The following is a 24153-nucleotide window of genomic DNA, read 5'->3' on the forward strand; positions in this document are numbered from 1 at the left end:
CTGGAAGCGCAAAAACCAGTTAGAAGCAGTAAGTTTTTAGACATTTAATACCACCTAGATTCAAATAGATGCTTTGCTGTCAGCAGTCAGCCGTAGGAGAAAGCGGTTGCCACTAACGTATAGATGCGAGCGATCGCCTCTGTAACAACTAATGAGAGGCAATGTCCCTAAAGGTTAGGCAGGTTAAATGCCCCATAGCTTAAAACTCATGGAAACTACTCTTGACAGAATTCATATTTTGGATAACCTTCCTATTTCTAGGTTTAGGTCTCCTATTACTGTGTATTACTACGGTCAGTATACGGGGAAATAAAATTGTTTTTTGCCTTCAATCTTTTACTCAAACTTTACTAAAAATCATCAAAAGTTTACCGAGTAAAACTAGTTATTTGACTATATTAGATAGAGACAAGCAAATAACAAAAAGCAGGCTAAAAAGACGGGCGCTTGATTGTTGTCCCTGCTTATTTGGAACTGTTAACCCCGATCGAAAACTGACCGCGCCCTAGCTACTGTGCGCGTTATCAAGCAAAACTCATCTAGACAGACAACTTGTGGAGACACACAAAATGACAGGTACTATCAAGAAAATTTTGCTCAGCGCTTCAGTGTTGGCAAGCCTCAGTGCGATCGCTAGCGCCCCAGCATCCGCTGCATCCATCAAAAATGCTACCGTTACTGGAGCAGCGCCCTATCTAACCTACGACGCCGACGCTACAAACACGTTCCAGGTAAACAATACCCCCGGCACTTGGGTTAATGAGCAAAAAGTTCTAGGCGGAAATAGCGCTAATCCAACTGGAAACATCGAGCTATTTTCCAATAGTGAAACCCTGAGCAACTCCGCATACACAAGCTACACCGGCGTCTCCAGCTTACAAGGCACCATCGGTGGTAAGAGCATTACCCTCAGCAGCCTCACCGCAGCGGACTGGAATACCGATGTTGGTGGCACAACTTTGGCTCAGAAATGGTTGAATGATTTAATCGTTGCCAACAATCTCAGTCCCTTACTGGGAGCAAATACCCAAACTGAAATTTTGGATGCTTTTGTAGCAGGTGGGGGACTTCAGAGATTTAGCGACCCGAATCTCTCCTACGTCAACCAGGACAATGATGGTACTATCCGCGTTGGGTTGGCTGGTCACCTGAATGGGGCATCTTTGATTCAACAGTCACTTCAACCTACCCAAGCTAAGATCCAGAGTGGCTACAATACACTGGTACAAACTCGCACTCAGGCACAAACGGCACTAAATACAGCAACAATCTCACTTCCTAAGCTGAAAACGACACTCAATGAGCTGAATATTCAATTAAACAAGGCCACCACAAGTACTCAAAAAACTCTGATCCAGAATGAGATCAAAAAAGTGAACGGTCTAATTAGTGACGCTAACACTGCCATCGCTACATTACCTGGAACAATTAAGACATTAGATGCCCAAATATTAGGTGTCTCAGCTAAATTAGACCCGCTGACCGCTTTTATCAACAATACCAATCTAGTCATCCAAGCTAGTGAAATCGTTAAGGTTGCCTATAATGGTGGCCCAGCTCAATACCTTTACAGCTTTAGCGCCACAAACTCTGGGCTAGTTGAAAAAGGCGATGGTATCTCTCATAGCGGTAACTATGAAGTCACGCTCAAAGGCGAAGTTCCTCCTTCAGAATCAGTTCCCGAACCCTCAGCCATGCTGGGTCTACTCGGTGTAGGTAGTTTCTTTGCCGTCAAGCGTAAGATGCTGAAAAAAGCCTAAATTGTGCAGTCACTGCGGTTTTACATAAAAAACTAGCAGTGTCAATAGTCAGCTAAAAATCGTAAATTTAATCGGCACCGTCAAGAGAAAGAGACGAGCCGATTTTTTCTTTATACAAACATCACAGTAAATTTACGGTATCTTTACCAACTTCTCCGTAAATACCACTAAATTATGACAGTTGTAGTAAAAAATAGACAGACATATCTGAGGGTGCCAAGAAGTCCAGTACCACCTGAAGCTCAAAACCGACAACACGCTTGATAATCCGGTTGGGGTGGCTGTACGAAAGCACAATCCTAGAACTGATGGAGACACCAAAATGTTAGGAAATGTAAAGTTATCAATCGCTACTGCGGGAGCAGCAGTTGTCACTTTGGGCACAATTGCTATGGCTCCTGTTGAGGCAGCCCAATTGACAAAAGTCGATTACGTTGGGGATGTCATTGGCACTTTTAAGCCCTTGCTTGGCGCAGAAATACCTTTCACCGTGGATGTAGACAAGAGCTACATTATCGATAATCTCAGCGGTAGGCTGAAAGATGAAGGAGATTCAGAATTAACCATCGATCATCCTTTCAGTTATTTAGGAGATTATTTTGGTAATTACCTCAGTAATTCTGTTTCTATCAATTCTTTTAGCGGTTTTGGCTCCATCTTCAAGGGTTTAAGTTATAGTCCAACCGATATTCTTTCTACGTTTAATTTCTCCTACAACAAGATTACCAATATCTTGACCGTAAAAGGCTATGAGTTCGATAAGATTAAAGTGTGCCTGAGTGGTACCTGTAATATTTCTGGTGAAGGTTCTGCATCGGGTACTATTGGGGGAGTTTTACCTGTTAACGCATCTGTAAATTTCAAGGTTTCCCAGACGGCAAAACCCCTCGACGTACCCGAACCTTCCGCATTGTTGGGCTTAATTGGTTTGGGTGGTTTCTTTGCTGCTAAGCGCAAGTTGCAAAAAGCAGCATAAATTTTGCACCTTCCACAGTCTTAGCCTAAAAAAGTAGGGAGCTATCTGCTCCCTTTTTTTGTTGCAATTTAAGCGTTGTTGCAATCCGGAATGTCACCTAATCCCTTACCGTAAACAGTGAGGAAGAAATTCTATTTTTCCCCCGCTTCTTTTAAGCATTTTTCCAGGTGATACCATTTCACCAATTACGTCTAACAGATACTTCTGTGATGGAGGAACCCCCTCAATCCCCCGTTCGCCGAGCAAGGCAAGATTTACTCTCTCCGTACCCCCTTCAATCTCCCCACTTTTCGGAGCCAAGACAAGGAAGAATTCTGATTCACGGGGATTAGAGTAGGGTTCTCAATGATAAATAATGTTTTTAAAAACGAGATACACCCGAAGGCAGTGTCCCTAGAATCCTTGCTCTTGGAGCTTCTGGAGCATTGTGGGAACGAAATAGCTAACTTGTTGAGGAGTCTAGTTTGAACAACTGAGGGTTGAAAAGATGCTTTTCAGGAGTCACTCGTCTTGTACTATGCCCCGCTTAATCTAAAGAGTTTGTTTACCCTAGAGACAATGACCTCTGGAACAAATCATCAAAATTGTCTTGCCAGAGTACTCGCCTATCTGAATTCATTCCGACTTTGCTGGGAGTGCCATACATTGCAACGCTGCTGAAAGTTTTTCAGGCATTAGGAATTCCCTTAGCCAGAGATACACTAAGCCATGCTGAGAGGATCAGTATCCTGCTAATACCCCAGCACGTCAATTTTTAAGTTCGCCTAAACCTGAACTTCACTCGAATGGCACTGATATAAGAGCCTTGCGATAAATCTCTCACCTTAAAGCTCGCAACCTGTTTTAACAGGTTGCGAGCTTTTGCTCCGGCAGTATTTTGGGTCAGTTAAAACTGACTTTAGCTCTTAGCGCGTTCCCAAAGAGCGCTGCCGTTCGCCATAGGCGTTCCCGTTCGCGTTCCCGAAGGATAGGATAGAGTATTTTAGTTCAGGACAAAAGTTAAGTGCCATTCAACTTTGATCTATTGTTAACCAGATAACTTATTAATAAAGTTATAGCTACACTGAGTGCAATGGATTCGGTTAATGTTTATATCACTTTTAACTATCTTCCCAGGTCGATTTAACGGGAGCGGTGAGACTGAACGCTCACAATTCAACCCGAATTCCGACTTCAGTGCTGAAGCATCTCCTAAGCGAATTTTGCTCGTTGAGGATAACCAAACGAATCGACAGCTGCTAAATGACTATCTTGGTTATCTGGGATACCAAGTTTTCTCCCTAGCCGGGGGGGCTGATTTTTTTCAGACGATGGCTGAGTTTCAGCCGCACTTAGTTTTGCTAGACTTAAAATTACCAGACATTGATGGCTATACGCTACTCCAGCAAATCCAAGAAAGACCAGACTGGCTCCACATCCCCGTGTTTGTCGTTTCCGCCTATGCTTTTCAAGCAGATGAAGAGCGTGCCCTTACTTTGGGGGCACGTCGGTTCTTTGTTAAACCTGTGAATTTAGTTTCTTTGAGACAAGCTATTGCAGAAGAAATTCATTAACAACTTCGTGAATTTCTGGCAATTAAATCAATCGTTATTCACTTTTATTTTCGTTAATGTATTTTTCCACGGTGAGGCTTAGATTTTGCACAGAAGAACTTATTCCCCTAACCTGAGCTTCTACTTGTGCTAATAACAAGATCACTGTCTGGAGTTGGTTGAGCGTGTCATCCATAGCGTTCCGATATTGATTCTCAAACTCTTCCAATTTCATAATTTTAACCAGAGGGAGGTAGTTAGAAAAAAATGTTGTAGCAGCATTTTAAAACCAATTTCAACTTAAAAGCTGAAAGATTAGCATTATTCGTTATAACTTTATCTAACCTGGTAATGACTTCAAGAAAGCTTAACTGATTTCCGGAAAGATATCTCATGTTTAAAAATTAAAAGTAATGCGAATTTTTACTGAGTTGTGAAGTTAGTAAAAAACGTTAATTACGAATTTGCACTGATATTTAGAATTAAATAAAAATGGTGGCTACGAAATTTTACCAGCTAAAAAATCCGTTACTGTTTGTTCAAGGGCGCGACTTAAAAATTAACAATTGCTGCTGTCTAGGAGTGTATTAGGATGACAGATCCGCAAACCCTAAGAAATGGGAACGAATTATTTCCCGCCACAACTCAAGCTGGTTATCTATCGGCTGAAGGAGCGATCGCATTTACAAAAATCCTGCCGCTCCTCAAAGAGCCAGAACGCCTGGAAAGCCGTCTGAAAGAGATTCCGCCAGAACCAGGGGTCTATTTTATGAAGGATGTTAGCGATCGCATCCTCTACATTGGCAAGTCGAAAAAATTGCGATCGCGAGTTCGCTCTTATTTCCGCGACTCCCAAAAATTGAGCGATCGCATTATGATGATGGTGCGGCAAATCGCAGAGATTGAATTCATCGTCACCGACACCGAAGCCGAAGCACTCGCGCTAGAAGCCAATCTAGTTAAGCAGCATCAACCTTACTTCAACGTGCTGCTCAAAGATGATAAAAAGTATCCTTACGTCCTGGTTACTTGGTCGGAAGAATATCCCCGCATTTTCATCACTCGCAACCGGCGTTTGGGAAAAGAAAAAGATAAGTATTATGGCCCTTTTGTCGATGCAGGTTTGTTGCGAACCACGTTACGAATCGCAAAACGGCTCTTCCCAATCCGCCAGCGTCCGCAACCTTTATTTAAAGATCGTCCTTGCCTGAACTACGATTTAGGGCGGTGTCCAGGCGTATGTCAAAAGTTGATTTCACCAGAAGAATACCGCAAAACAATCCAAAAAATCGCGATGGTTTTCCAAGGACGAGCCGGAGAACTGATTGATATTTTAACGGCGAATATGGAAAAGGCAGCCGAAGAGCTAAACTTTGAGGTAGCAGCGCGGATGCGCGACCAAATTGCCGGGTTAAGGTCTTTGAGTGCAGATCAAAAAGTGTCTTTGCCAGATGATACCGTTTCGCGGGATGCGATCGCTCTGGCTGCTGATGCCCAACACGCCTGCATCCAATTGTTCCAGATGCGTGCGGGAAAACTGGTTGGTCGTTTAGGCTTTGTGGCAGAAGCGCAATCAGGTACGCCGGGAGCCATCTTGCAGCGGGTGTTAGAGGAACATTACGCAAATGCAGAGTCCGTAGAAATCCCGATAGAAATTCTAGTGCAGCACGAGTTGCCAGAAGGGGAAATGCTCACAGAATTTTTAACGGAGCGAAAAGGACGAAAAGTAACGCTACTTGCTCCCCAGCGACAAACCAAGGCAGAATTGATTGAGATGGTGGAGCGCAACGCCCAGTATGAACTAGCGCGGATGCAACGATTAGGCGATCGCAATACTCAAGCAATGGAAGATTTAGCCGCCATTGTTGATCTACCCGACTTACCCCACCGGATTGAAGGCTACGATATCTCCCATATTCAGGGAGCGAATGCTGTCGCGTCTCAGGTAGTCTTCATTGACGCTATACCTGCAAAGCAGCACTATCGCCACTATAAAATAAAAAATCCCACCGTCACTGCCGGTCACTCGGACGACTTTGCCAGTCTTGCAGAAGTTATCCAACGGCGTTTCCGCAAGTATGCTGAAGATCCGCAAATGCAGCGAGTTGGAAATCCTGATTGGCCCGATTTAGTAATGATTGACGGCGGGAAAGGTCAGCTCTCGTCAGTTGTCGCCGTACTGCAAGAAATGAATTTAATGGAAGACTTGCGAGTTGTTAGTCTTGCCAAGCAGCGAGAGGAGATTTTCTCACCGGGTGAGTCTTCACCGTTACAGACGGATGCAGAACAACCAGGGGTGCAATTGTTGCGGCGACTGCGGGATGAGGCGCACCGATTTGCAGTCAGTTTCCACCGTCAGCAGCGCAGCGATAAGCTGCGGCGATCGCGTTTAGATGAAATTCCAGGATTGGGCTTTCAGCGACAGAAACAACTCTTGGCGCATTTTCGTTCCATTGATTATATCCGCGAAGCAACTCCAAAGCAGCTAACTGAGGCTCCTGGTGTTGGCCCTAAGTTAGCCCAGGAAATCTACGATTATTTCCATCCCGCTTAACCGATGCCAAAAGCAATCTTCAATCAGTTGTGATTCTCTTGCTCTCTTGCTTCGCGTCCTTCGCGTCCTTGGCGGTTCGTTAAAAAAATCTCTGACAAATCAAAGAAGATAGCGAGAGACAAAATTTAAACCGCAGAGGACGCAAGAATTGAAAAGCCGTATCTTCATCGGTCTGCTGATAGTTCTAGCGCCCTTCAAGGTGCTAGCTGACGAAGCACACCCGCGTTTATTTCTAAATCAAAGGCGGATTGAACAAATTCAATCGGCAATTCGGGTACCACGTTCGCATCATCAGCAAGCATTCAATGCCCTGAAAGCGCGAGTAACCCAGAACAACTGGCGCATTTATGATGGCAACCCGAATGACGGCAACTGGAACTATGCCCGTTCCTATCTAGCACGGGAAGCAGCGCTGCTGTACTTATTGACAAATGAAAATAAGTATGCACAGATTGCCCACCAAGCCCTCCATCTCATCCACCGAGATCCAGACCCGGATAACCGCCTGCCGGAAGCGCAATATGGGCTATCTAGGGCGACGGTGGGACAAAATTTTGCGATCGCCTATGATTGGGCATATCGCGGTTGGACTCCACAGCAACGAGATTACATTAAAAACAAAATTAACATCGCCCTCGATACTTGGGAGAATTTCCGCCACCCCAACCTCACTAATCCAGCAATGGCTTCTAACTGGGTAGCAGTCTGTCGAGGCGGGGAACTCGTGATGATGTTGGCTGTGTACGAGGAAGGCAACCGCGCCAAGCGATACAGTCAGCTCAAGGGGTGGCTGAAAACTCACCTAATCAACGCTTACGGTCAGTTGGGTTTAAGTCAGGAAGGGATTGGTTATGACAGTTATGCAGGGATTTTTTTAGTTCCAGCGGTTTATGCCCTCCGGAGTGTTGGCGATGCTGAGCTTGACGCTGATTTTACCGCACGACATTTCTGGAAATTGGTCATGTACGCCGGTGCATTTATGATGCATGAATCGGGCGATCGCTACTTTCTTCAATCTGGCGTATCCGGTGCAGGCATCGGTGACGAAGGCTGGACGAGTCTCCTCCTCGGATCGGTTCCCCCACGCTTATTGCCCTTCTACCGCTACTTTTACGATCGGCACATGGGAATAGATGCCCCAGGCACCCCAGCCGAGAAATTTGACAAACACCGGGGCGCAACGATCTGGTCGCTAATCTATTATCCAGAAAGCGCCCCTTCCTTTAATCCAACAGGTGTGTTTGCCTCGTCTGTGGGAGATGACAAAAGAGGAGCTTACTTTTTCCGCGATCGCTGGCAAGATGAGAACGATATCCTCGTGTCGGTGATGGCAGATAGCGATCGCCACCAGAATGCTTGGGATCAGTCAGAAGCCTTCCAACTTGGCTTACTCGCTTATAACACTCATTTCATCGGTGGACCTGCCAAAGTTTCTGGCAACCCTGCTACTTTTAGCACCCTCTTGGTGGATGGAAAAGCGCAGCGCGATCGCGGTACAACGGGAAGGCATGAATTTTTCAATTCCATCCCAGATGGCGGTTACGTCATCATCGACGGTGGGGAGAAATACGCCAGTTTGGGCTTAAGCAGCGCCAAGCGCCACCTCCTGGTCAAGTTTTCTGAAACTGATAATACTGCTGTACTGGCAACGCTCGATCGAATTCGGGATGAGGAGGCGCATACCTACACCTGGCAGCTTAACCTCGGAAATGAGAAAGGTGATGGTGGTATCACTGCAACGGTGGGGATGGAAGGCGTGCCAACTTTTTTGCTACGCGGCGGTAGTGACGGCTACCTCAAAGGCTGGGTGCTGCACCCAAATGGGGCAGTAGTAACTGCGGGCGATCCGTTGCAAGTCAGCATTTCCAGTGCAAATGCCGAAATCTGGATCGCTACCTTTGTAGGCAGGGGAATCCCGCCTGTAGCAACTGTCACGGGTACGGGGATGGCAACCGTTCTGGAAGTGGGCAATGTGCGACTGCGCTACGACGCTGATACCAATCGAACGATCGCCGAATACAGAGACGACGTGAGAGAAGTCGGCAAGACATTTCCCAAAGAATAGCCGCCAGTTGTCGCAGCCACTTCCCCTTTGCCTCCCTTCTGGGAAGAACTACGATAGACTCAACCTGCTGAATCCTGCCTGGGTATGATCTACTGTCCAAATCCCAATTGCCGCGATCGCCTAAATCCTGACAATTATAAATTTTGCCAAAATTGTGGCTCCCATTTATTACTGAGAAATCGCTACCGTATCCTCAAACCGATTGGTGGTGGCGGATTTGGCAGAACCTATCAGGCAGCAGATACTGACTGTATGAATGCGCCCTGCGTGGTGAAGCAATTTTTACCATCCTCAGAGATTCAAGCCAATCCGAAGGCGCTGGAAAAAGCAACGGCAATGTTTAACCAGGAAGGCGTGCGGTTGTTTCAACTGGGAGAACATCCCCACATTCCCAGACTGCTTGCTTACTTTGAAGAAGATAAGCGCCTGTATCTGGTGCAAGAGTTGATTGCGGGACTCACTTTACGTCAAGAATTGGCTACTCAGGGAGCTTTTAGCGAACAAAAGATTAGACAGCTTTTGGCTGAGTTACTGCCAATTCTCAAATTTATTCACGAACGTGGGGTGATTCACCGGGATATCAAGCTAGAGAATATTATGCGTCGTCACCGAAACGGCAGGTTAGTCCTAATTGATTTTGGCGTCTCCAAACTGGTAACAGAGACGACGATGGGGCAAGTGGGGACAACGGTCGGTACGGTAGGATATACGCCGATGGAACAAATGCACGGTCATGCCTACCCCGCTAGCGATCTCTACAGTTTAGGAGTCACTTGCGTTTGTCTGCTCACCCAATCTCTTCCTACAGTAGATGGTTCTGATGGTCTTTATGAACCGCTAGAGTGTCGCTGGATGTGGCGAGAGTGTCTGCCAGATGGCACAACTATTAGTCAAGAGTTAGGTCAAATCTTGGATAAACTGCTTCAGCCTTTACCGAAGGATCGCTATAAATCGGCTTCGGAGGTGCTGGAAGTCTTGCACTCTAAACTTACTAGACCTTCTGATGTCAATGTCACGATACCCACGATGGCTTCCTCTCCCGCTCATCTCAGGGCATTGGGGATAAATTACAGCAAACTGCGGGATTTCCTTACCGCCCGGAACTGGAAGGAAGCAGATCGGGAAACACGAATGCTCCTGCTGAAAATTTCCCATCGAGAACCAGAAGGCTGGCTGAGAGTTGAAGATTTTCAAAAGTTTCCCTGCCAACACCTCAGTACGATCGATCGACTCTGGGTAAATTACAGCGACGGACGCTTTGGCTTTAGCGTCCAGAAGCGCATTTGGGAAAAGATTGGCGGAAAACCTAACTTTGACTATGCCACTTGGTGTCGTTTTGGCGACCAAGTGGGTTGGCGTGTCAAAGGCAATTGGTTAAATTACTCGGATCTCACTTTCTCCGGAAATTCTGCCCCATCGGGTCATCTTCCGGCTGGAGGATTAGAAGAGACTGGATTGGGTCGCTGGGATTTGGTGTGTTCTTCTCTGGTGGCGAGACTCGCCAAGTGTAAAATTTGCTAATGGCTTATTGGATTTTGATTCATTCTTAGGAATGTCGATTAAAGAACTTACGCTCGTTCGCGTTCTGTAGGGGCATACCCAGAAAAAGCCCCTACAGTCATGCCCCTACAAAAGAAATTGGGGGTTAATAAATCCACACTCCTTAGTAAAGCCGACTCAACACGTACTCAGCCATGTCAATTAGCGCTTGACGGCACTCCGAGTGCGGTAAATCTGCTAATTGTTGAACGGCGAGTTGGGCATGATGGGCAGCTAATTCGCGCGATCGCTCAATGCCCTGACTTTCTTCAATCAAGGCGATCGCTGCTTCTAAATCCCCCTCCTCTGTAAATTCCCGCTCAATGAGCGCCTCCAGGTAAGGTTTTTCTTCCAAGGCAAATAACACGGGTGCTGTTAGATTGCCACTTTTTAGATCCGATCCGGCTGGCTTACCTAAAGCTTCTGTCGAACCCGTGAAGTCAAAAATATCATCCACAATCTGGAAAGCCAAGCCGAGATGACGTCCGTAGCGATACAAATTTTCTGCCGCCTCCTCCGAGACATCACTGAGTAGTCCAGCCGCCTTCGCACTGTTAGCCATCAACGAGGCAGTTTTGTAGTAACTCTTCTCTAAGTAAGCTTCGAGGGACATACTGGCATCAAAGCGATTCAGCCCTTGCTGAATTTCTCCTTCTGCCATATCCATAATCACTTCTGAGAGCAGTTTCACTACTTCTAAATTATTCAAATTTGCCAAATACCAAGAAGATTGGGCAAATAAAAAGTCTCCCGCCAACACAGCGATGCGATTGCCAAACCGGCTATGAACCGTGGCAATACCGCGTCTTACCTCGGATTCATCCACCACATCGTCGTGTACCAGACTAGCGGTGTGAATCATTTCCGTAATTTCTGCGAGACGTCGGTGACGTGGGGTAATGTCTTGATCCAGCATGGTTGCCCGCGATATCAGCAGGACGATAGCGGGTCTAACGCGCTTTCCTCCTGCCCCAAATAAGTGTTCTGCCGCCGCATACAGGATGGGGTGACGGGCACCAACCAGCTTTTTCAAATTCTCCGTCAGAACACGTAGGTCTGATTCAACAGGGGCAAAGAGGGAGGTCACTGAGGTCATGGATCAGCTGACTCTGGCTTAATAGTTACGAAATTTTACATTCCTGTCATTTATTTTAAGCTAATGCTCCCCTACAGGGAAGTTTTGTTCCTTAGAAGATGCCCCCGCAGCCTTTTTTTGAAATTGTATCGACTTGTAAAGTATCTAAAAAAATCCCTCCTAACCCTTGGGGATCTTGTGTTACTCTAATATGTAAGGATTTGAAAAGCTTAATAGAGTTACTGAGCCAAAAAATTACAGAAAACACTTACGTGTTTGTAATGAATTGGTAAAGGATGGCAGATTTTTGGTAGGCGGTAGCATTTCCGGCTTCCTGCATCTTTTTCTAGCGTTAAGGCTCTAGGAAAACTAGCCATCCGAAAATAAAGGACTTTCAATAGGCACTGTGGATTAGCTTGCTATCTACGGGATTGCCGAAAAAATCTCAGATTATTTTTATTAATTTTCTGGGGTTTTAGTTAAATCAAGAATTATTGGGGCGACAGCGACCTCCAGAATTCCTATGGGCAGCCATATTCTCAAGCATTGACTCAAGTCTTGACTTGGGGCATTGTGTTGGGAAAAGAACTTGTATAAAAATTTACATTCCGCTACTTGTGATTGTGCGACACTATGACGTATAATGATATGCCTCTGATTATCCCGTTTTTAGCCACTGGTTATTTATTGACGGTTTACCTGCTGTTGATTCTGGCACAGCGAACTGTGAAAGGTGCGGGTAGGACGAAGTCCATACCCTAGCGATCGCGACAGAAGTATTAGCCGTTTGCAGCACGCTCACCTCATCGATCCGCCATTAGCAGTCAAATCTAGAATTTTGGATTGAAGAACCCATTCTTCAATTGACTGCTACTCGCTTAGCTCTAGCGGTAATTGCCGATGTAGCACTGTCGGTAAATAAACTTTTTCTACCGCAGGCGTACACCCCAGCCACTGTACTGACAGTTGTGCAAACTGTTCGGGACAACCGCTCACGGCAAATCGAGTTGCTAGCGGCGGGCGGGTGTTTCTCAGTCCTAGTAAATCCAGCTCTTGTGCAGCCGCAGCCACTACATGAACTGCCGGATCGCATAGCTTCACCGACCGGGGCAGAATTTTCCTCAGGACGGGTGCTAAGTGGGGATAGTGGGTACAGCCATAAACAAGCGTGTCAATACGATGGTGCAGTAACGGTGCCAAGTACTCCCGCGCCACTTCTAGGGTGTAAGGCTCATGGATGCGGTTTTGCTCAATCACCGGCACAAACTCTGGGCAACCGACTTGCCAAACTTGGGCAGTGGCGTCAACTTCTAAAATCGCGCGACGATAAGCGTTGCTAGCGGCAGTGGCTGGGGTAGCGATGACTCCAATCCGGTTGCCTAGCTCAACAGCGGCGCGGGCACCAGGCAAGATAACTCCCAAAATCGGGAGAGGAAACTCAGACCGCACTGCCTCCAAAGCGAGGGCAGAACTGGTGTTGCACGCCATGATCGCCATTTTGACGCCCTGCTGCATCATCCAGATGAGAATTTCGCGCACAAAGTGCAAAATTTCTGCCTGAGAGCGAGTGCCGTAGGGCAGTCGAGCCGTATCGCCAAAGTAAAGAATCGATTCGGATGGCAGCTGCCGGTAGAGTTCCCTCAATACCGTCAGCCCGCCGACTCCGCTATCAAAAATCCCAATTCTGGCTCGTTGAAGAGCCTCATTTGTTTTTTGTTCCTTATTCATCATTAATCAACCACTCCCCACAAACCGGCATTTAGAGACTTTGTTGGATGTACTGTAGAATACCGCGAGCGATCGCTCTTGCCATCTGGCTCTGGTAATTTGGCGAAGCCAACTTCACAGCCTCTTGTGGGCTGGACACAAAACCAACCTCCACTAAAACAGCGGGCATCGAACTCTTCCTCAGTACATAAAATCTCGCCTGCCGCACTCCTCGATCTCGGATATCAACGTTCTGCAAAATACTATTGTGAATGGTTTGCGCTAAACGCCCACCACTAGAGTAATAGTAAGTCTCCAGCCCCTGCACATCAGGACGCCCACCAATTGAATTGGCGTGGATACTGACGAATAAATCGGCATTGGCTCGCTCAGCCATCGTTACTCGTGGTTGCAAGTCTACAAAATAGTCATCCTTTCGCGTCATCACCGCCTGGATGCCCTGTTGCTCTAGCAATGCCGCTACCTGCTGTGCAATCGGCAAAATTACATCGACCTCTCGCAAACCTCTATAACCGATGGCTCCAGGGTCTTTGCCTCCATGTCCGGCATCTACAACCACAACCAATCGTCCAACACGGGGGCGGGGTCGCGAAGGCGGATTGTTATTCTGAGGCGGCGGCACGTTAACAGAACCCGTGGGCGGAACCCGAATAGGGCCTGTGGGAGGAACAACCGAGCCAAGGCGACTTCGTTGCAGTTGCAGTGCTAAAAGTTGGTCGCTCACCTGATTGAGTTCTCCAACCTGTACCCCTGAGGCTGGTTGCACCAGAATAACGACAGTCCGCGAGTCTTGCTGCTGCAAACGCACCCGCCGCACTGAAGTGGTGGCATCCAGTTGAGGTCCCCTAACTCGGTCAGCTAGTTCAGCGGAAGGAATCGTAATTCGATAAACTCCCTCTCTTGCATCCCATCTGCCGGTGTATCTGACAGACGCATCCGCCCGAATTAATAACTGGGTTCCGGAAGAGGCGAGTTCAACCGATTGAATTGTTGCTAACTGATTATTCGGACGGTTGGTGGGGACGGGTTGGCTGGGTGCAGTTGAAGGCGGTCTAGACCCCCCCGAAATGGGAGAGGGTTGATTTCCAGCTAGTGGTGGGCTTTCAATGTCGCCAGCACTCGTACCCTTCGGCAAGATGACAATACCGCCAAAATCGCTAACACTTGCCAGCCAGTCCGGGCTTTCTCTCCTCACGTTCATCGTGACGCGAACGATTGAGGGTGAAGTATCAACTTGGGACAATAAGATGCGACTGACGCCATAGCGATTCACCGTCGGAGAAGGCGATGTAAGACTGCGGGAAAGGGTCGCTCCTCGCAGGTCAAAAGTAATGTTTTTGCGATCGCTACTCCGGTTCACCTTAATAATCTGCGGGCGACCCCCATTCGTCTTTAGGAAAAACCCATCTCGCGTTACCTGCACATCTTCGATTTGAGCAAGCGACCCAACCGTTACGTTTGGAGGTGTCTGACGAATCGGTGGGCGACTCAGCACTGGAGGCGGCGAAGGATTTCTAGGAGCTTGATTGGGAAGAGGTTGCAAAGGGGGCGGCGGAGAATTTCCCAAATCTAGATCTCTGGGTGCTAGATCTCTGGGTGAAGGATTTGACACCTGCGCTACTCGTTCGGGCTTTGGTAATTGCACCGACCACTGGCTGGGGGAAGCTCCTCGAACTAGCACTTTTTCTGGATCGAGGGTGTAACCAGGGTCTAATTCAATCACCATCCGAGTAGTATTACCTTCAAACTGTCCTACTCGCAGAGAACGCAGCGATCCAGCCAACTGCTGAGTCACCGTTGAGCGCCCCAAGCTGGTACCGGGCAGATCGATTACCACACGGGTCGGGTTGGCAAGCAGTTGCGCTCGCGGTTGCACTCCATCATCCGTCCTAAAGTCTAGTCGGTTCTGATTGGCATCAAAACGCCAATACACCAGTCTTGCCGCATTCGCGGGAAGTGAAACGAGAAAAATGCTCAAAAAACTGGGTAATAGCCAGTAAAATCTCACTATCGTTGCTCCTGAAAAAGGCAAAGACCGTAATAATCGGCCTGTACGCTGTAGACCTGTTTCGGATGTTTTCGGTTCACATCCGGTGCATTGCGGTAAACAAAGTAAACGATTTTAGACTGGGTTGAACAATATCACGACTTTGGTCGCAATGCAGAATAATCGACTAGGCATGACTTTTTTCGCTGGAAAAAGCCAATTACCATCGGGAAGATGCCTGGTGTATGGAGTTTCTCATCAGAGATTTTTGTTCTCAGGGCTTGGCAATGATAACGTCTTGATGCTGCCTATTCCCAAGCCGCGCGAGCCAACACTTTTCTCAAAGCGAGAGAAACCTTTTAAATCCGATTAAATCCGATAACCAACCCCAAGGGACGTAGATAAAGTGACTTAAGTTTCACAAAAACCGTTTGCTGTTAGTTTTTTGTCAGTAGGTACTACGGAGTAGGTAGTCGGTGTTGATTGTATACCACCACTACCCACTACCCACACATGAATTAATAACTAATCGCTTTCCTTAGCAGGAACCGATGCAGGCTCTTGAAACACAAACCGTAATAAGGGAGGTGCTAAAAAAGTTGTCAAGATGACCATCATAATAATCGCGGCTTCTGTGGCTTCAGACAAAGCACCGCTGGCAGAACCAACACCGGCAAAGACCAACCCGACTTCGCCTCGTGGAATCATCCCGACGCCAATCGCTAATCGGTTGATCTGAGGTTGACCAAATACGACTAGACCCGTAACAACCTTTCCGAGAATTGCCACGACAATCAGGAACATAGCCATGAACAACCCTTCCCGGTTACTGGGAACCGCTGGATTGAGAACTCCTAGGTCAGTTTTAGCCCCAACCGTTACAAAGAAAATCGGCACCAGCAGATCGGCAATAGGCACTACCTGCTTTTCCAGTTCTTTACGCTTATCCGTTTCGTCTAAGACTAAGCCAGCTGCAAAAGCTCCCAAAATGGCTTCTAGGTGAATAGCGGCTCCCACATAGGCCATCAAGAATGCGAAGATGAAAGCCGGTATGACTAGCCCGCCGCGCGTCTTGAGCTGATCGGCGATCGCTACAAAGGATTTGTTAAAAACCTTACCTAGCAGAATCGCACCTAGTAGAAAACTACTGGCGCTGACGATCAGATAAATGACGTTGCTGACATCTACTTCACCCGTTTTTGCCAAACTTGCTACCACTGCCAAAACGATGATACCCAGAACATCGTCTATAACCGCAGCGCCCAGAATAATCTGACCTTCTCTAGAAGTGAGACGCCCCAATTCTGAGAGAACTTTGGAAGTAATCCCAATACTGGTTGCAGTCAAAGCCGCACCCGCAAAAATCGCCGGAACCGCTGGCACGCCAAAAAAGAGCATCAGCCCCGCAGTGCCAGCTGCAAAGGGCACCACTACCCCCACCACTGCGACGACGACTGCCTGGATACCGACTGCCATCAGTTCCTTTAAGTTCGATTCCAGACCAATTTCAAATAGCAGTACGATTACGCCCAGTTCTGCTAAAACGGAAATGACTTCGCTCTGGGTTTGAAATACTTCACCAATCGTGTCGAGACTTAAGCCAGAAGTGCCTTGCAAGAAGGACATCAGGACAGAATCAGAAGCGACTGACCCGCTTTCTGGAAATACCAGCAGATGCAGGGCGGAGATACCCACCACTACACCGCCGACCAGTTCGCCTAATACAGGCGGGAAGCCCATCCAGTTTGATATCTCCGCCCCCATTTTGCTAGCGAAGTAAATGATGACTAAAGTCAGTAACACTGCCGCTAAGACCACTGGACTTTTTTCTGCTTCTTGTGTTGCTGTCGCTAAGACAGCAATAGTTTTGCTCGAAAGTGAGAGTGAGAAAGTTGGGCTTAGTAAACTAAGCCAGTGAGCTGCATCTATCGGCATGAGTTCTGCACAAAATCATTCTTTTCAATGTACAAGCTTCTTTACAAAATCAAGCTTTTATCTGGGGATTTAACAAGAGTCAAAGACCTGTCAAGATGATGGCTTGAAAGGGGCGCGGTCAATTTCGCGGCGCGATCGCATAGTTGATCGCATAGTTGAATCTAATCCCTGAAAGCAAAGTATAAATACTTACCATCCCCGATAGGACTGGCGATCGGGCGATACCCCTTGCATTGCAACTAGCACTATTGCCTGAGTTGCTAAAACGGTAACTGCTGAGATTTTTTGGCTGTGGTAGTGGCAGATTAGGAACATTCCACCGGCACAATGAAAAGCAGCTGGTGCAGTTCTAGTATGAGACAACACGATCTAATGAATCGAACTCCATCTTTCGCAAGTTCCTGGTATCAGCGTCAGGCAATATCTTTCGCCGTGGGTCTTTTAAGTGTAATCATGACGAATCCAGCGATCGCCCAAGAGAAAATGTTGCGAACCATCACTGTCACTGGCAGGGGAGAAGAATCGATTGCAACAACGTTAACGCTGGTGCGGCTGGGGGTTGAGGTTCAGGGTAAAGTGGCGGCGGATGTGCAGCAGGAAGCAGCACGACGCTCTAGCGCAGTGGTGGATTTGCTAAAATCTCGCAATGTCGAAAAATTACAAACCACTGGCATTAGCCTCAACCCGACTTACAGCTACGAAAACAACGTCCAGCGTCTGACTGGGTATACCGCCACCAACATCGTTAGCTTTCGAGTTAATAATCAAACAGCCGGAACGCTTCTGGATGAAGCAGTGAAAGCTGGGGCGACGCGAATTGACGGCATTAGTTTTATTGCTGCTGATAGTGCGATCGCGACCGCTCAAAAGCAAGCTTTGCGCGAAGCGACTCAAGATGCCCAAGAGCAAGCGGATGCTGTTTTGAGTGCCCTAAATCTTACTCGCCGGGAAGTGGTAAATATTCAAGTTAATGGTGCTTCTGCGACGCCGCCACCCCCAATGCCCCTAGCTGACATGGCTTTGCGATCTGGGAAGGTAGAGGCGTCTACACCCGTGATTGGTGGCGAACAACAGGTAGAGGCATCCGTGACTCTACAAATTACCTATTAGGAATGTTAGGTGGGCTTTTGCCCACTTGATATTTCTGAGGAATTCGATAACAGATTTTATGACAACTTGCGATCGCTCCTCACCAACAACGCCTTAATGCTGGTGCTGGTATCCCGCAAGGAACTGAGTGTTTACGCAAGTGAGTATCGCTTTGTCTATGCTTGTTTTTCAACCTAGGTCACGTTCTCAAGTTGGGTGAACTGACTACAGAGTAGGACTTCTAAAAAGGTAATCAGGCAATTTGAAGCGTACTGGGTTCAGGGATGGATTCACCTTCTGCAAGCCATGCTTCTAAGTACATTTCAATCACTTCTTCGCCCTTGTGAATTGCTTCCTCACGAGTTTTGCCGTGAGTGCAAGGCATGACAACGCGATCGCCAAACTCTGGGATAGTGACTAGGAAAAGTTGATCTTCATCTGACCACTGAATAACCATGCTGTATCGATTCATGAATCTTCGTCCTCTCTTAACTCCTCCAGTTCAGCTAATAATCGCGCTAACTGCTTCTCTAAATAGAGGGGTACATCGTCTCCATCCTTACCTGGAATTGTCAGTGTTTTTCTAAGTAAAGGATGTCGCCAACGCTCGTGACTACCTTTGCCGCGCTTGGGCAGATATACAAACCCTTCACGCGCAATCTGAGCTTTTAACTCTCGAATTTTCCGGGGCATGGATTTTGTTTACGCCGATCCATTGAATCTTCATTGATAAGCGAGTTCTTTGAAATCGTACCGGGTTTTTAAGAGACTGCGCGTCCGCTCTAGCAGAAACTTAGGGTCCTGTGCTGACAACGAACCCCTCGAAACGCCTTACAGACAACCGATGATGGTACATCATTATTCGGGAACGGGATCTGCCTGCAACGCTAGTGCATCAGCTTCAAACTCGTCGATGCAGAACCCCAATACACGTAACATGAACTCAATATCGAAGCCCATTATCGGGGGCGTAGCATAGATCGCGCTACGGTATGTGGGTCTTTCGGCGAATCCGTGTAACTTGAAGCTGTGCGTACCCTTTCCCGGTCGCCCCTCATGGATGTATGCACACCGCATTTGCTTGTAGGCGATCGCGCCGTATCGAGAAAAAGTTAGCCATTCCTCAAGCTTAGTGCGATCCATTTCCGGGTAATTTGCCAGAGTCCTAGTGATGGTCGCATCCAAACTCCAGTCCTCCGAGGAACAACGTACCCGTTGTTCCTGAAGCACAGTTGGAGTACAGCGTCCCCCAACTGTGCCCAAAAATGTGCGTATATTCTCAGGTAGATCCGCAGCTTTCCCTTTATCGACTCGGTTCCAGATGTCCGGTAATGAGACAAGCTGGAATAGCTCACCACCGTAGCGTGCAAGGAAAGCGTCGAAAATATTGCGTTTACCCATTTTCTTGCCGCATTGCTTACTTCCGATGTTGCCTGCCCATAGGTTGGAAAGCTGGTCAAGTTCTCCCCAGAGCAACACGTTAGCTTCATGGCTGTGCTTGCTGAAGTCTAAATCACGGATAAATGCGTGTCGTTCTCTCCAATAATTAAAGAAACTCGTGATCCGCCATTGCAACTCTTCGCTCATATTTTCTGCCATTTAGGTAATTGGTATAAATCGTTAATTATGGAGAAAATTTCTGTATATTTCCCCGATTGAGGTGGATAAACTGAAAGCTTACAGCTTATTCACCTAACGTAGTGCAAACATCTACCTTTTGAACTTTGCTGTTCAGTGGTTCCCACGAGCCGAAAGAGCTTTCCAACTACTGGAGCGACTATTTGATTAACACTGGTAGCTTGCGGGTGATCTACTTAGAAGAGGAATCCGCCTGTGAGTTAATCCTACAGCCTGTAGAGGACTTCACCAATATTTGCGATCGCGCTGCTGTAGATACCATTATTCATCTCACTCGCTGCGGAGGTGAGGATTTCTGGGAAATGTGGCGAAGTTTGAAAGATAGCGATCGCAACTTACTACAAAGTCTAGTTTACAAAGAAGCGATCGCACTGCAAGACACAACGCTTTTGCAGACAACAGAGGATGGCTACTGCTTCCAAGTGCCTTTAGTAGAGAAGTTTATCAAACGTGTAGTGATGGAAATTTGATATCTTCTCAACCCTATAGCAAAGTCAGCATCCTTATGGTTGAAATAACCCATCTCAGATGTCTAACCAATCCCATAATTCTTGTTGCTTTTTCTTCATACTCCTAAGATGACGAAGGAGAACAGCCAAAGGATTGATTCCCTGTAACAATAGCAAAGTCATCCAACACAGAGCCTTGAGTTGACTGAAAGGTGTCGGTCGGGTTAGCGCCTCATGGATAGCGATTCGGGCTTCATCAAGAAAACTGTCATACTCCCCAATAATCGTAGATTCATGGAACACGCCAGCGTTAATGCCATGAATACCACTCACCCAGTCTCTTCCCATCAGAATTCTCTCCAATAGGCTAACCTCAAGGTGATATAAGTCGTGGTAGTGAATCCACCTATCTCGGACTCGGACAGGCTGATCGCCGATTTTGACCAGAATTAGGCTGATACAACCCAGCATTTTCTTGAGGCTGACGATTCTGGGGTTGTTTACGCAATAGCTGAAGTACAACCTCACGAAGGTAACTCGAAAAGTGCGATCGCCAAATGAACCAAATTTGTGTTTCTTGTCAGCACAAACTCGGTTGGGAGTTTGAGAGACTTTCCCTGTGGCTGGTGTTGGCGTGTCAGTGCTGGAAAGGGTCGGACTACAAGCTTCGTCCAGAACTAGAAACAAGTAATAAGGAACTTCAGAATAGCGCTTTTTCAATCTCCACCCTAGCTTGTTATCCGCCTGTGAGCCGAGACACTGCTTTAAGCGGCGTTTTAGGTCACAGCGATATTCTTGTAGAGTGCTAGCCGGTAGGTGTTGGCGATACTTGTGAATGATAAAAGCCCGCAGCAGCAATTGCTTGAGGCGGGCAGCAAAAACGGTATCCTTAGAAACGGAAGCCCCTCCTCCCCACAACGCTTGGTTTAGAGCCATTTTTTGTCGTTTCGAGAGTTGATTTTGTTGAAGCCGCGTCCCCAATGTCTTCTTCATGTTCCGCAATTGGTATCCGAATGCTTAATCACATCTGTATATTTAGTTCGTGACAAGTTCAGATTTTTTTGGGAATTTGAGAGGCATTATTGACATGGCAATACCAGCAAATTAGTTTTTCGGGGTAGCACCTGAGGGACTTACTCCATTTAGAGCGAGTATTATCGGGAATTGTGAAGAAGTTTGTAAGATAGCGATCGCAACTTCCTGCGGTGTCTAGTTTCAGGAGAAACTCCCACAAACTAAAATCCCAGGATTGTCCGAAAACTGGTTAGGAAAGAAGTGTTGCATCAACAAGGCGATAGCGAAGCACTAACTTGTCAGTTCGCATTTTTGTGCCTTTAGTGCAAAAATTTATTGAACAGATGGTAGAAGAGGAAGAATAGGCAAGGGTTTCAGCAAGTTCTCCTGGGTACTTTTATCGATGAGAAGTACCATAAGCGATCGCTTGTGTCAGAAATTCTTACTAATCCGTGGAAGATTATCCAACTACATTTTAAGTTAATAAACTCTGCGTTATCCTCTGCATACCTTTGCGTTAAAAAACAAAAAAGGTGGGCATCGCCCACCCTACATAAACTAACCCTTAATACAGACAACCTGCTTCAACGTCGCCACAACTTCAACGAGATCCGCTTGATTAGCCATGACTTGCTCGATCGGTTTATAAGCGCCCGGAATTTCATCCAAAACGCCCTCATCCTTGCGGCACTCTACACCATTTGTTTGCTGAATCAAATCATCCAATGTGTAGACATTCTTTGCCTTATTTCGAGACATCAAACGTCCAGCGCCGTGACTACAAGAACAGTAACTTTCAGCATTACCTTTACCCTTAACAATGAAGGATTTTGCCCCCATTGAACCGGGAATAATGCCATAATCTTCTTCACGCGCCCGGACTGCACCTTTGCGAGTGACATACACATCTTCGCCAAAATGAACTTCTTTTTCGGCGTAGTTGTGGTGACAGTTCACTGATAGCAGCGGCTTTGTTTGTTTACCACCAGCAAGATGCTTTTCTACAATTCGCTTAAAACGCGCCATCATCACGTCGCGGTTGAAACGGGCGTAGTCTTGCGCCCACTGTAGATCGTGCCAGTAGGTGGCAAATTCAGGCGTACCAGCGACAAAGTAAGCTAAGTCTGGATCGGGTAAGCGATCGCCTGCTAGTTTCGCGAGTTCTTTAGCCGTGCCAATATGGTTTTGTGCCAGCATATTGCCGATGTTGCGCGAACCAGAGTGCAGCATTAACCAGACAGAGTTCTCCGTATCTAAGCAAACTTCAATAAAATGATTCCCACCACCGAGAGAACCCATCTGCTTCATGGCTTTACTTTCTAGGCGCTTGACTCCTGAATGTAATTCCTTGAAATCTCGCCAACCTTGCCAGTTTAAAACAGCTTTTTCAACATCTTTGTTTTCATTGAAACCAACAGGAATCGCTGCTTCTAAATCCAGACGAATTTGCTTTAGTTTACCCTCCAATTGTTCGGCAGTAAAGGGTGTTTTAATTGCCATCATCCCGCAGTTGTGGACAAAAACGCCAGCACTTAGGGCAAAGTTACCATATTCTGGCACTGTCAAGCAGTAAACATCTTCTCTTTCTGCCAAGGGAATAATTTCGACTACTTTATGGTTGTAGCCGTGTTGATTCTTTCTGTGATTATGAAGCCCGATTGGACTTTTGACTTCATCTCCACAAGTTTCACAGATGTAAATCCGATTAGCAATTTCCTTGCTCTTGTATCTTCCCTTTTCGCTGGTGTTGTATTGAATTAAAAACTGCTTTCCTCTGGCCCCATTTCCCGATACGGATGCCCTGAAATGTTCTGGACGTTCCTGCATATATTGAAGAATATGTTTCGTCCCTCTTTCAGAATAATATCTGTATCCATCCGGAGTAGTGGCTTTAGCCGCGATCGCTTGCTTTCTTTTTTCCTCAAACTCTAACGATTGCCAATGGGTATTCTTCTCTACTAATGAGCGGTGATAAGCAGAATGATCTTTATCACCCATGAACTCTAGATTTTCTGGACGATTGTCAGCTTGCTCAAAGTTCTTGTGGTGAATAACAGTTTTCTGACCGTTAAATGAAGGAACTTTCCCTAATAACCCAGACCGAGCAATAACCCAGTGCGCTTTTTGCCATCTACCTGAATAGGGTTGCTGGATTAAAATATATCCATCTTTATCTACTTGGGAATAAAAAGGCATCAACGAAGCACCAGCTTTGAGGTCGCCAGCTTCCTGATAAGTGCCGTTTCTGAGCATGAATTGATGGTCAGGGGTACATTTGATTTCCTCTCCGTTGTCGAGAACTACCTTTAAGAGTTCTGCATTACGACGAGTTAGCTTAGCCGTAGCCTTCGCGGCTACAATTCTTTGAGTCTCGGTGCAGGAATAGACAACAAACTCTTGCTGAGCTTTGGCTAGTTCTCCGATTGGGTAGGATTTACCATCAGCTAAAGGAACCAGAGTGTCACCCGTAAAGCAACCAATATCCACACCGACAGCAGCTGGCATAATTGCTTCTTTAGTCGCCACAACAGAACCTACCAAGGCACCTTTGCCAAGGTGAACGTCTGGCATCAGCGCTACGTGTTTGAATACAAATGGCAGGGAGGCAACATTCTTTGCCATCTTGGTTTCATCGGAACCAAGGGCATGATTTGCCCAAGATAGCACTGGCACTGGGGTTGAAATTTCTAGCTTTTCGTATGGCATAAACGTTTGCCGCTGATATAAAGATCCATGACGCTGCGAGCCTACTCCCGGTCGCGATCGCAATCTGCGCTGAGGTAGCTCTGGCAATAATACTTTATGTATTACT

At 46.8% G+C, this 24153-nt stretch carries 21 protein-coding genes; 9 read left to right on the forward strand and 12 right to left on the reverse strand.

Annotation, left to right across the window (positions count from 1 at the left end):
• The first annotated feature begins 569 nt into the window (after window positions 1-569).
• The 3 genes from NDA03_RS08740 (at window position 570) to NDA03_RS08750 (ending at window position 4289) form a co-directional block, all read left to right on the forward strand.
• The gene (locus NDA03_RS08740; RefSeq protein WP_348237841.1) at window positions 570-1760 is read left to right on the forward strand and encodes an NF038130 family PEP-CTERM protein; all 1191 of its coding nucleotides are present in this window, start codon (window positions 570-572) and stop codon (window positions 1758-1760) included.
• A 322-nt stretch (window positions 1761-2082) separates the two neighbouring features.
• Window positions 2083-2736: a PEP-CTERM sorting domain-containing protein gene (locus NDA03_RS08745; protein ID WP_348237842.1), complete on the forward strand. Its 654-nt coding sequence runs from the start codon at window positions 2083-2085 to the stop codon at window positions 2734-2736.
• A gap of 1085 nt (window positions 2737-3821) precedes the next feature.
• The gene (locus NDA03_RS08750; RefSeq protein ID WP_348237843.1) at window positions 3822-4289 is read left to right on the forward strand and encodes a response regulator; all 468 of its coding nucleotides are present in this window, start codon (window positions 3822-3824) and stop codon (window positions 4287-4289) included.
• A 34-nt stretch (window positions 4290-4323) separates the two neighbouring features.
• On the opposite strand, the gene NDA03_RS08755 is transcribed toward NDA03_RS08750, so the two are convergent.
• Window positions 4324-4503, reverse strand: coding sequence for a hypothetical protein (locus NDA03_RS08755; RefSeq protein WP_190414923.1), 180 nt, complete (start codon window positions 4501-4503; stop codon window positions 4324-4326).
• Window positions 4504-4860: 357 nt separating this feature from the next.
• Between NDA03_RS08755 and uvrC the strand changes: the two genes are divergently transcribed.
• The 3 genes from uvrC (at window position 4861) to NDA03_RS08770 (ending at window position 10408) form a co-directional block, all read left to right on the forward strand.
• Complete coding sequence (uvrC, locus tag NDA03_RS08760) at window positions 4861-6822, forward strand: excinuclease ABC subunit UvrC (protein WP_348237844.1); 1962 nt, start codon at window positions 4861-4863, stop codon at window positions 6820-6822.
• Between the two features lie 148 nt (window positions 6823-6970).
• Window positions 6971-8887 carry a hypothetical protein gene (locus NDA03_RS08765; RefSeq protein WP_348237845.1) on the forward strand — a complete coding sequence of 639 codons (1917 nt, stop codon included), beginning with the start codon at window positions 6971-6973 and terminating at the stop codon, window positions 8885-8887.
• Window positions 8888-8971: 84 nt separating this feature from the next.
• Window positions 8972-10408, forward strand: a complete 1437-nt coding sequence (locus NDA03_RS08770) for a serine/threonine-protein kinase (RefSeq protein WP_348237846.1) — start codon at window positions 8972-8974, stop codon at window positions 10406-10408.
• Window positions 10409-10550: 142 nt separating this feature from the next.
• Here the strand turns inward: NDA03_RS08770 and sds are convergent, their stop codons facing one another.
• From sds to NDA03_RS08800, 6 genes are all read right to left on the reverse strand, one after another.
• On the reverse strand, window positions 10551-11522 hold the full coding sequence (sds, locus tag NDA03_RS08775) for a solanesyl diphosphate synthase (RefSeq protein ID WP_190528952.1): 972 nt from the start codon (window positions 11520-11522) through the stop codon (window positions 10551-10553).
• A 637-nt stretch (window positions 11523-12159) separates the two neighbouring features.
• The gene (locus tag NDA03_RS08780; RefSeq protein WP_190672249.1) at window positions 12160-12303 is read right to left on the reverse strand and encodes a hypothetical protein; all 144 of its coding nucleotides are present in this window, start codon (window positions 12301-12303) and stop codon (window positions 12160-12162) included.
• 68 nt (window positions 12304-12371) lie between these two features.
• The gene (murI, locus tag NDA03_RS08785) at window positions 12372-13232 is read right to left on the reverse strand and encodes a glutamate racemase (RefSeq protein ID WP_190414918.1); all 861 of its coding nucleotides are present in this window, start codon (window positions 13230-13232) and stop codon (window positions 12372-12374) included.
• 28 nt (window positions 13233-13260) lie between these two features.
• Window positions 13261-15237 carry an N-acetylmuramoyl-L-alanine amidase gene (locus NDA03_RS08790; protein WP_348237847.1) on the reverse strand — a complete coding sequence of 659 codons (1977 nt, stop codon included), beginning with the start codon at window positions 15235-15237 and terminating at the stop codon, window positions 13261-13263.
• 504 nt (window positions 15238-15741) lie between these two features.
• A complete protein-coding gene (locus NDA03_RS08795) occupies window positions 15742-17151 on the reverse strand; it encodes a cation:proton antiporter (RefSeq protein WP_190414916.1) in 1410 nt (469 codons plus the stop codon).
• 189 nt (window positions 17152-17340) lie between these two features.
• Window positions 17341-17514, reverse strand: a complete 174-nt coding sequence (locus NDA03_RS08800) for a hypothetical protein (RefSeq protein WP_190414915.1) — start codon at window positions 17512-17514, stop codon at window positions 17341-17343.
• Window positions 17515-17523: 9 nt separating this feature from the next.
• Between NDA03_RS08800 and NDA03_RS08805 the strand changes: the two genes are divergently transcribed.
• Both NDA03_RS08805 and NDA03_RS08810 read left to right on the forward strand, forming a co-directional pair.
• Complete coding sequence (locus NDA03_RS08805; protein WP_190985087.1) at window positions 17524-18261, forward strand: SIMPL domain-containing protein; 738 nt, start codon at window positions 17524-17526, stop codon at window positions 18259-18261.
• A 9-nt stretch (window positions 18262-18270) separates the two neighbouring features.
• Window positions 18271-18438 (forward strand): hypothetical protein, encoded by a 168-nt coding sequence (locus NDA03_RS08810; protein WP_190414913.1) that lies wholly within the window; start codon window positions 18271-18273, stop codon window positions 18436-18438.
• Window positions 18439-18493: 55 nt separating this feature from the next.
• Here the strand turns inward: NDA03_RS08810 and NDA03_RS08815 are convergent, their stop codons facing one another.
• From NDA03_RS08815 to NDA03_RS08825, 3 genes are all read right to left on the reverse strand, one after another.
• Window positions 18494-18712 (reverse strand): type II toxin-antitoxin system HicB family antitoxin, encoded by a 219-nt coding sequence (locus NDA03_RS08815; RefSeq protein ID WP_190438202.1) that lies wholly within the window; start codon window positions 18710-18712, stop codon window positions 18494-18496.
• Complete coding sequence (locus NDA03_RS08820) at window positions 18709-18933, reverse strand: type II toxin-antitoxin system HicA family toxin (RefSeq protein WP_190430446.1); 225 nt, start codon at window positions 18931-18933, stop codon at window positions 18709-18711. Before NDA03_RS08820 ends, NDA03_RS08815 begins: the two co-directional genes overlap by 4 nt.
• Before the next feature lie 165 nt (window positions 18934-19098).
• Complete coding sequence (locus NDA03_RS08825) at window positions 19099-19839, reverse strand: hypothetical protein (protein WP_348237848.1); 741 nt, start codon at window positions 19837-19839, stop codon at window positions 19099-19101.
• Window positions 19840-19964: 125 nt separating this feature from the next.
• Between NDA03_RS08825 and NDA03_RS08830 the strand changes: the two genes are divergently transcribed.
• The gene (locus NDA03_RS08830; protein WP_190438210.1) at window positions 19965-20348 is read left to right on the forward strand and encodes a hypothetical protein; all 384 of its coding nucleotides are present in this window, start codon (window positions 19965-19967) and stop codon (window positions 20346-20348) included.
• Between the two features lie 54 nt (window positions 20349-20402).
• Here the strand turns inward: NDA03_RS08830 and NDA03_RS08835 are convergent, their stop codons facing one another.
• The gene (locus NDA03_RS08835; RefSeq protein ID WP_199299720.1) at window positions 20403-21320 is read right to left on the reverse strand and encodes a hypothetical protein; all 918 of its coding nucleotides are present in this window, start codon (window positions 21318-21320) and stop codon (window positions 20403-20405) included.
• Window positions 21321-21899: 579 nt separating this feature from the next.
• A complete protein-coding gene (locus tag NDA03_RS08840; RefSeq protein ID WP_190672256.1) occupies window positions 21900-24047 on the reverse strand; it encodes an RtcB family protein in 2148 nt (715 codons plus the stop codon).
• Window positions 24048-24153 lie beyond the last annotated feature (106 nt).

The sequence above is a fragment of the Trichocoleus sp. Lan genome, assembly GCF_039961855.1.
Taxonomy (GTDB): Bacteria; Cyanobacteriota; Cyanobacteriia; order Cyanobacteriales; family FACHB-T130; genus FACHB-T130.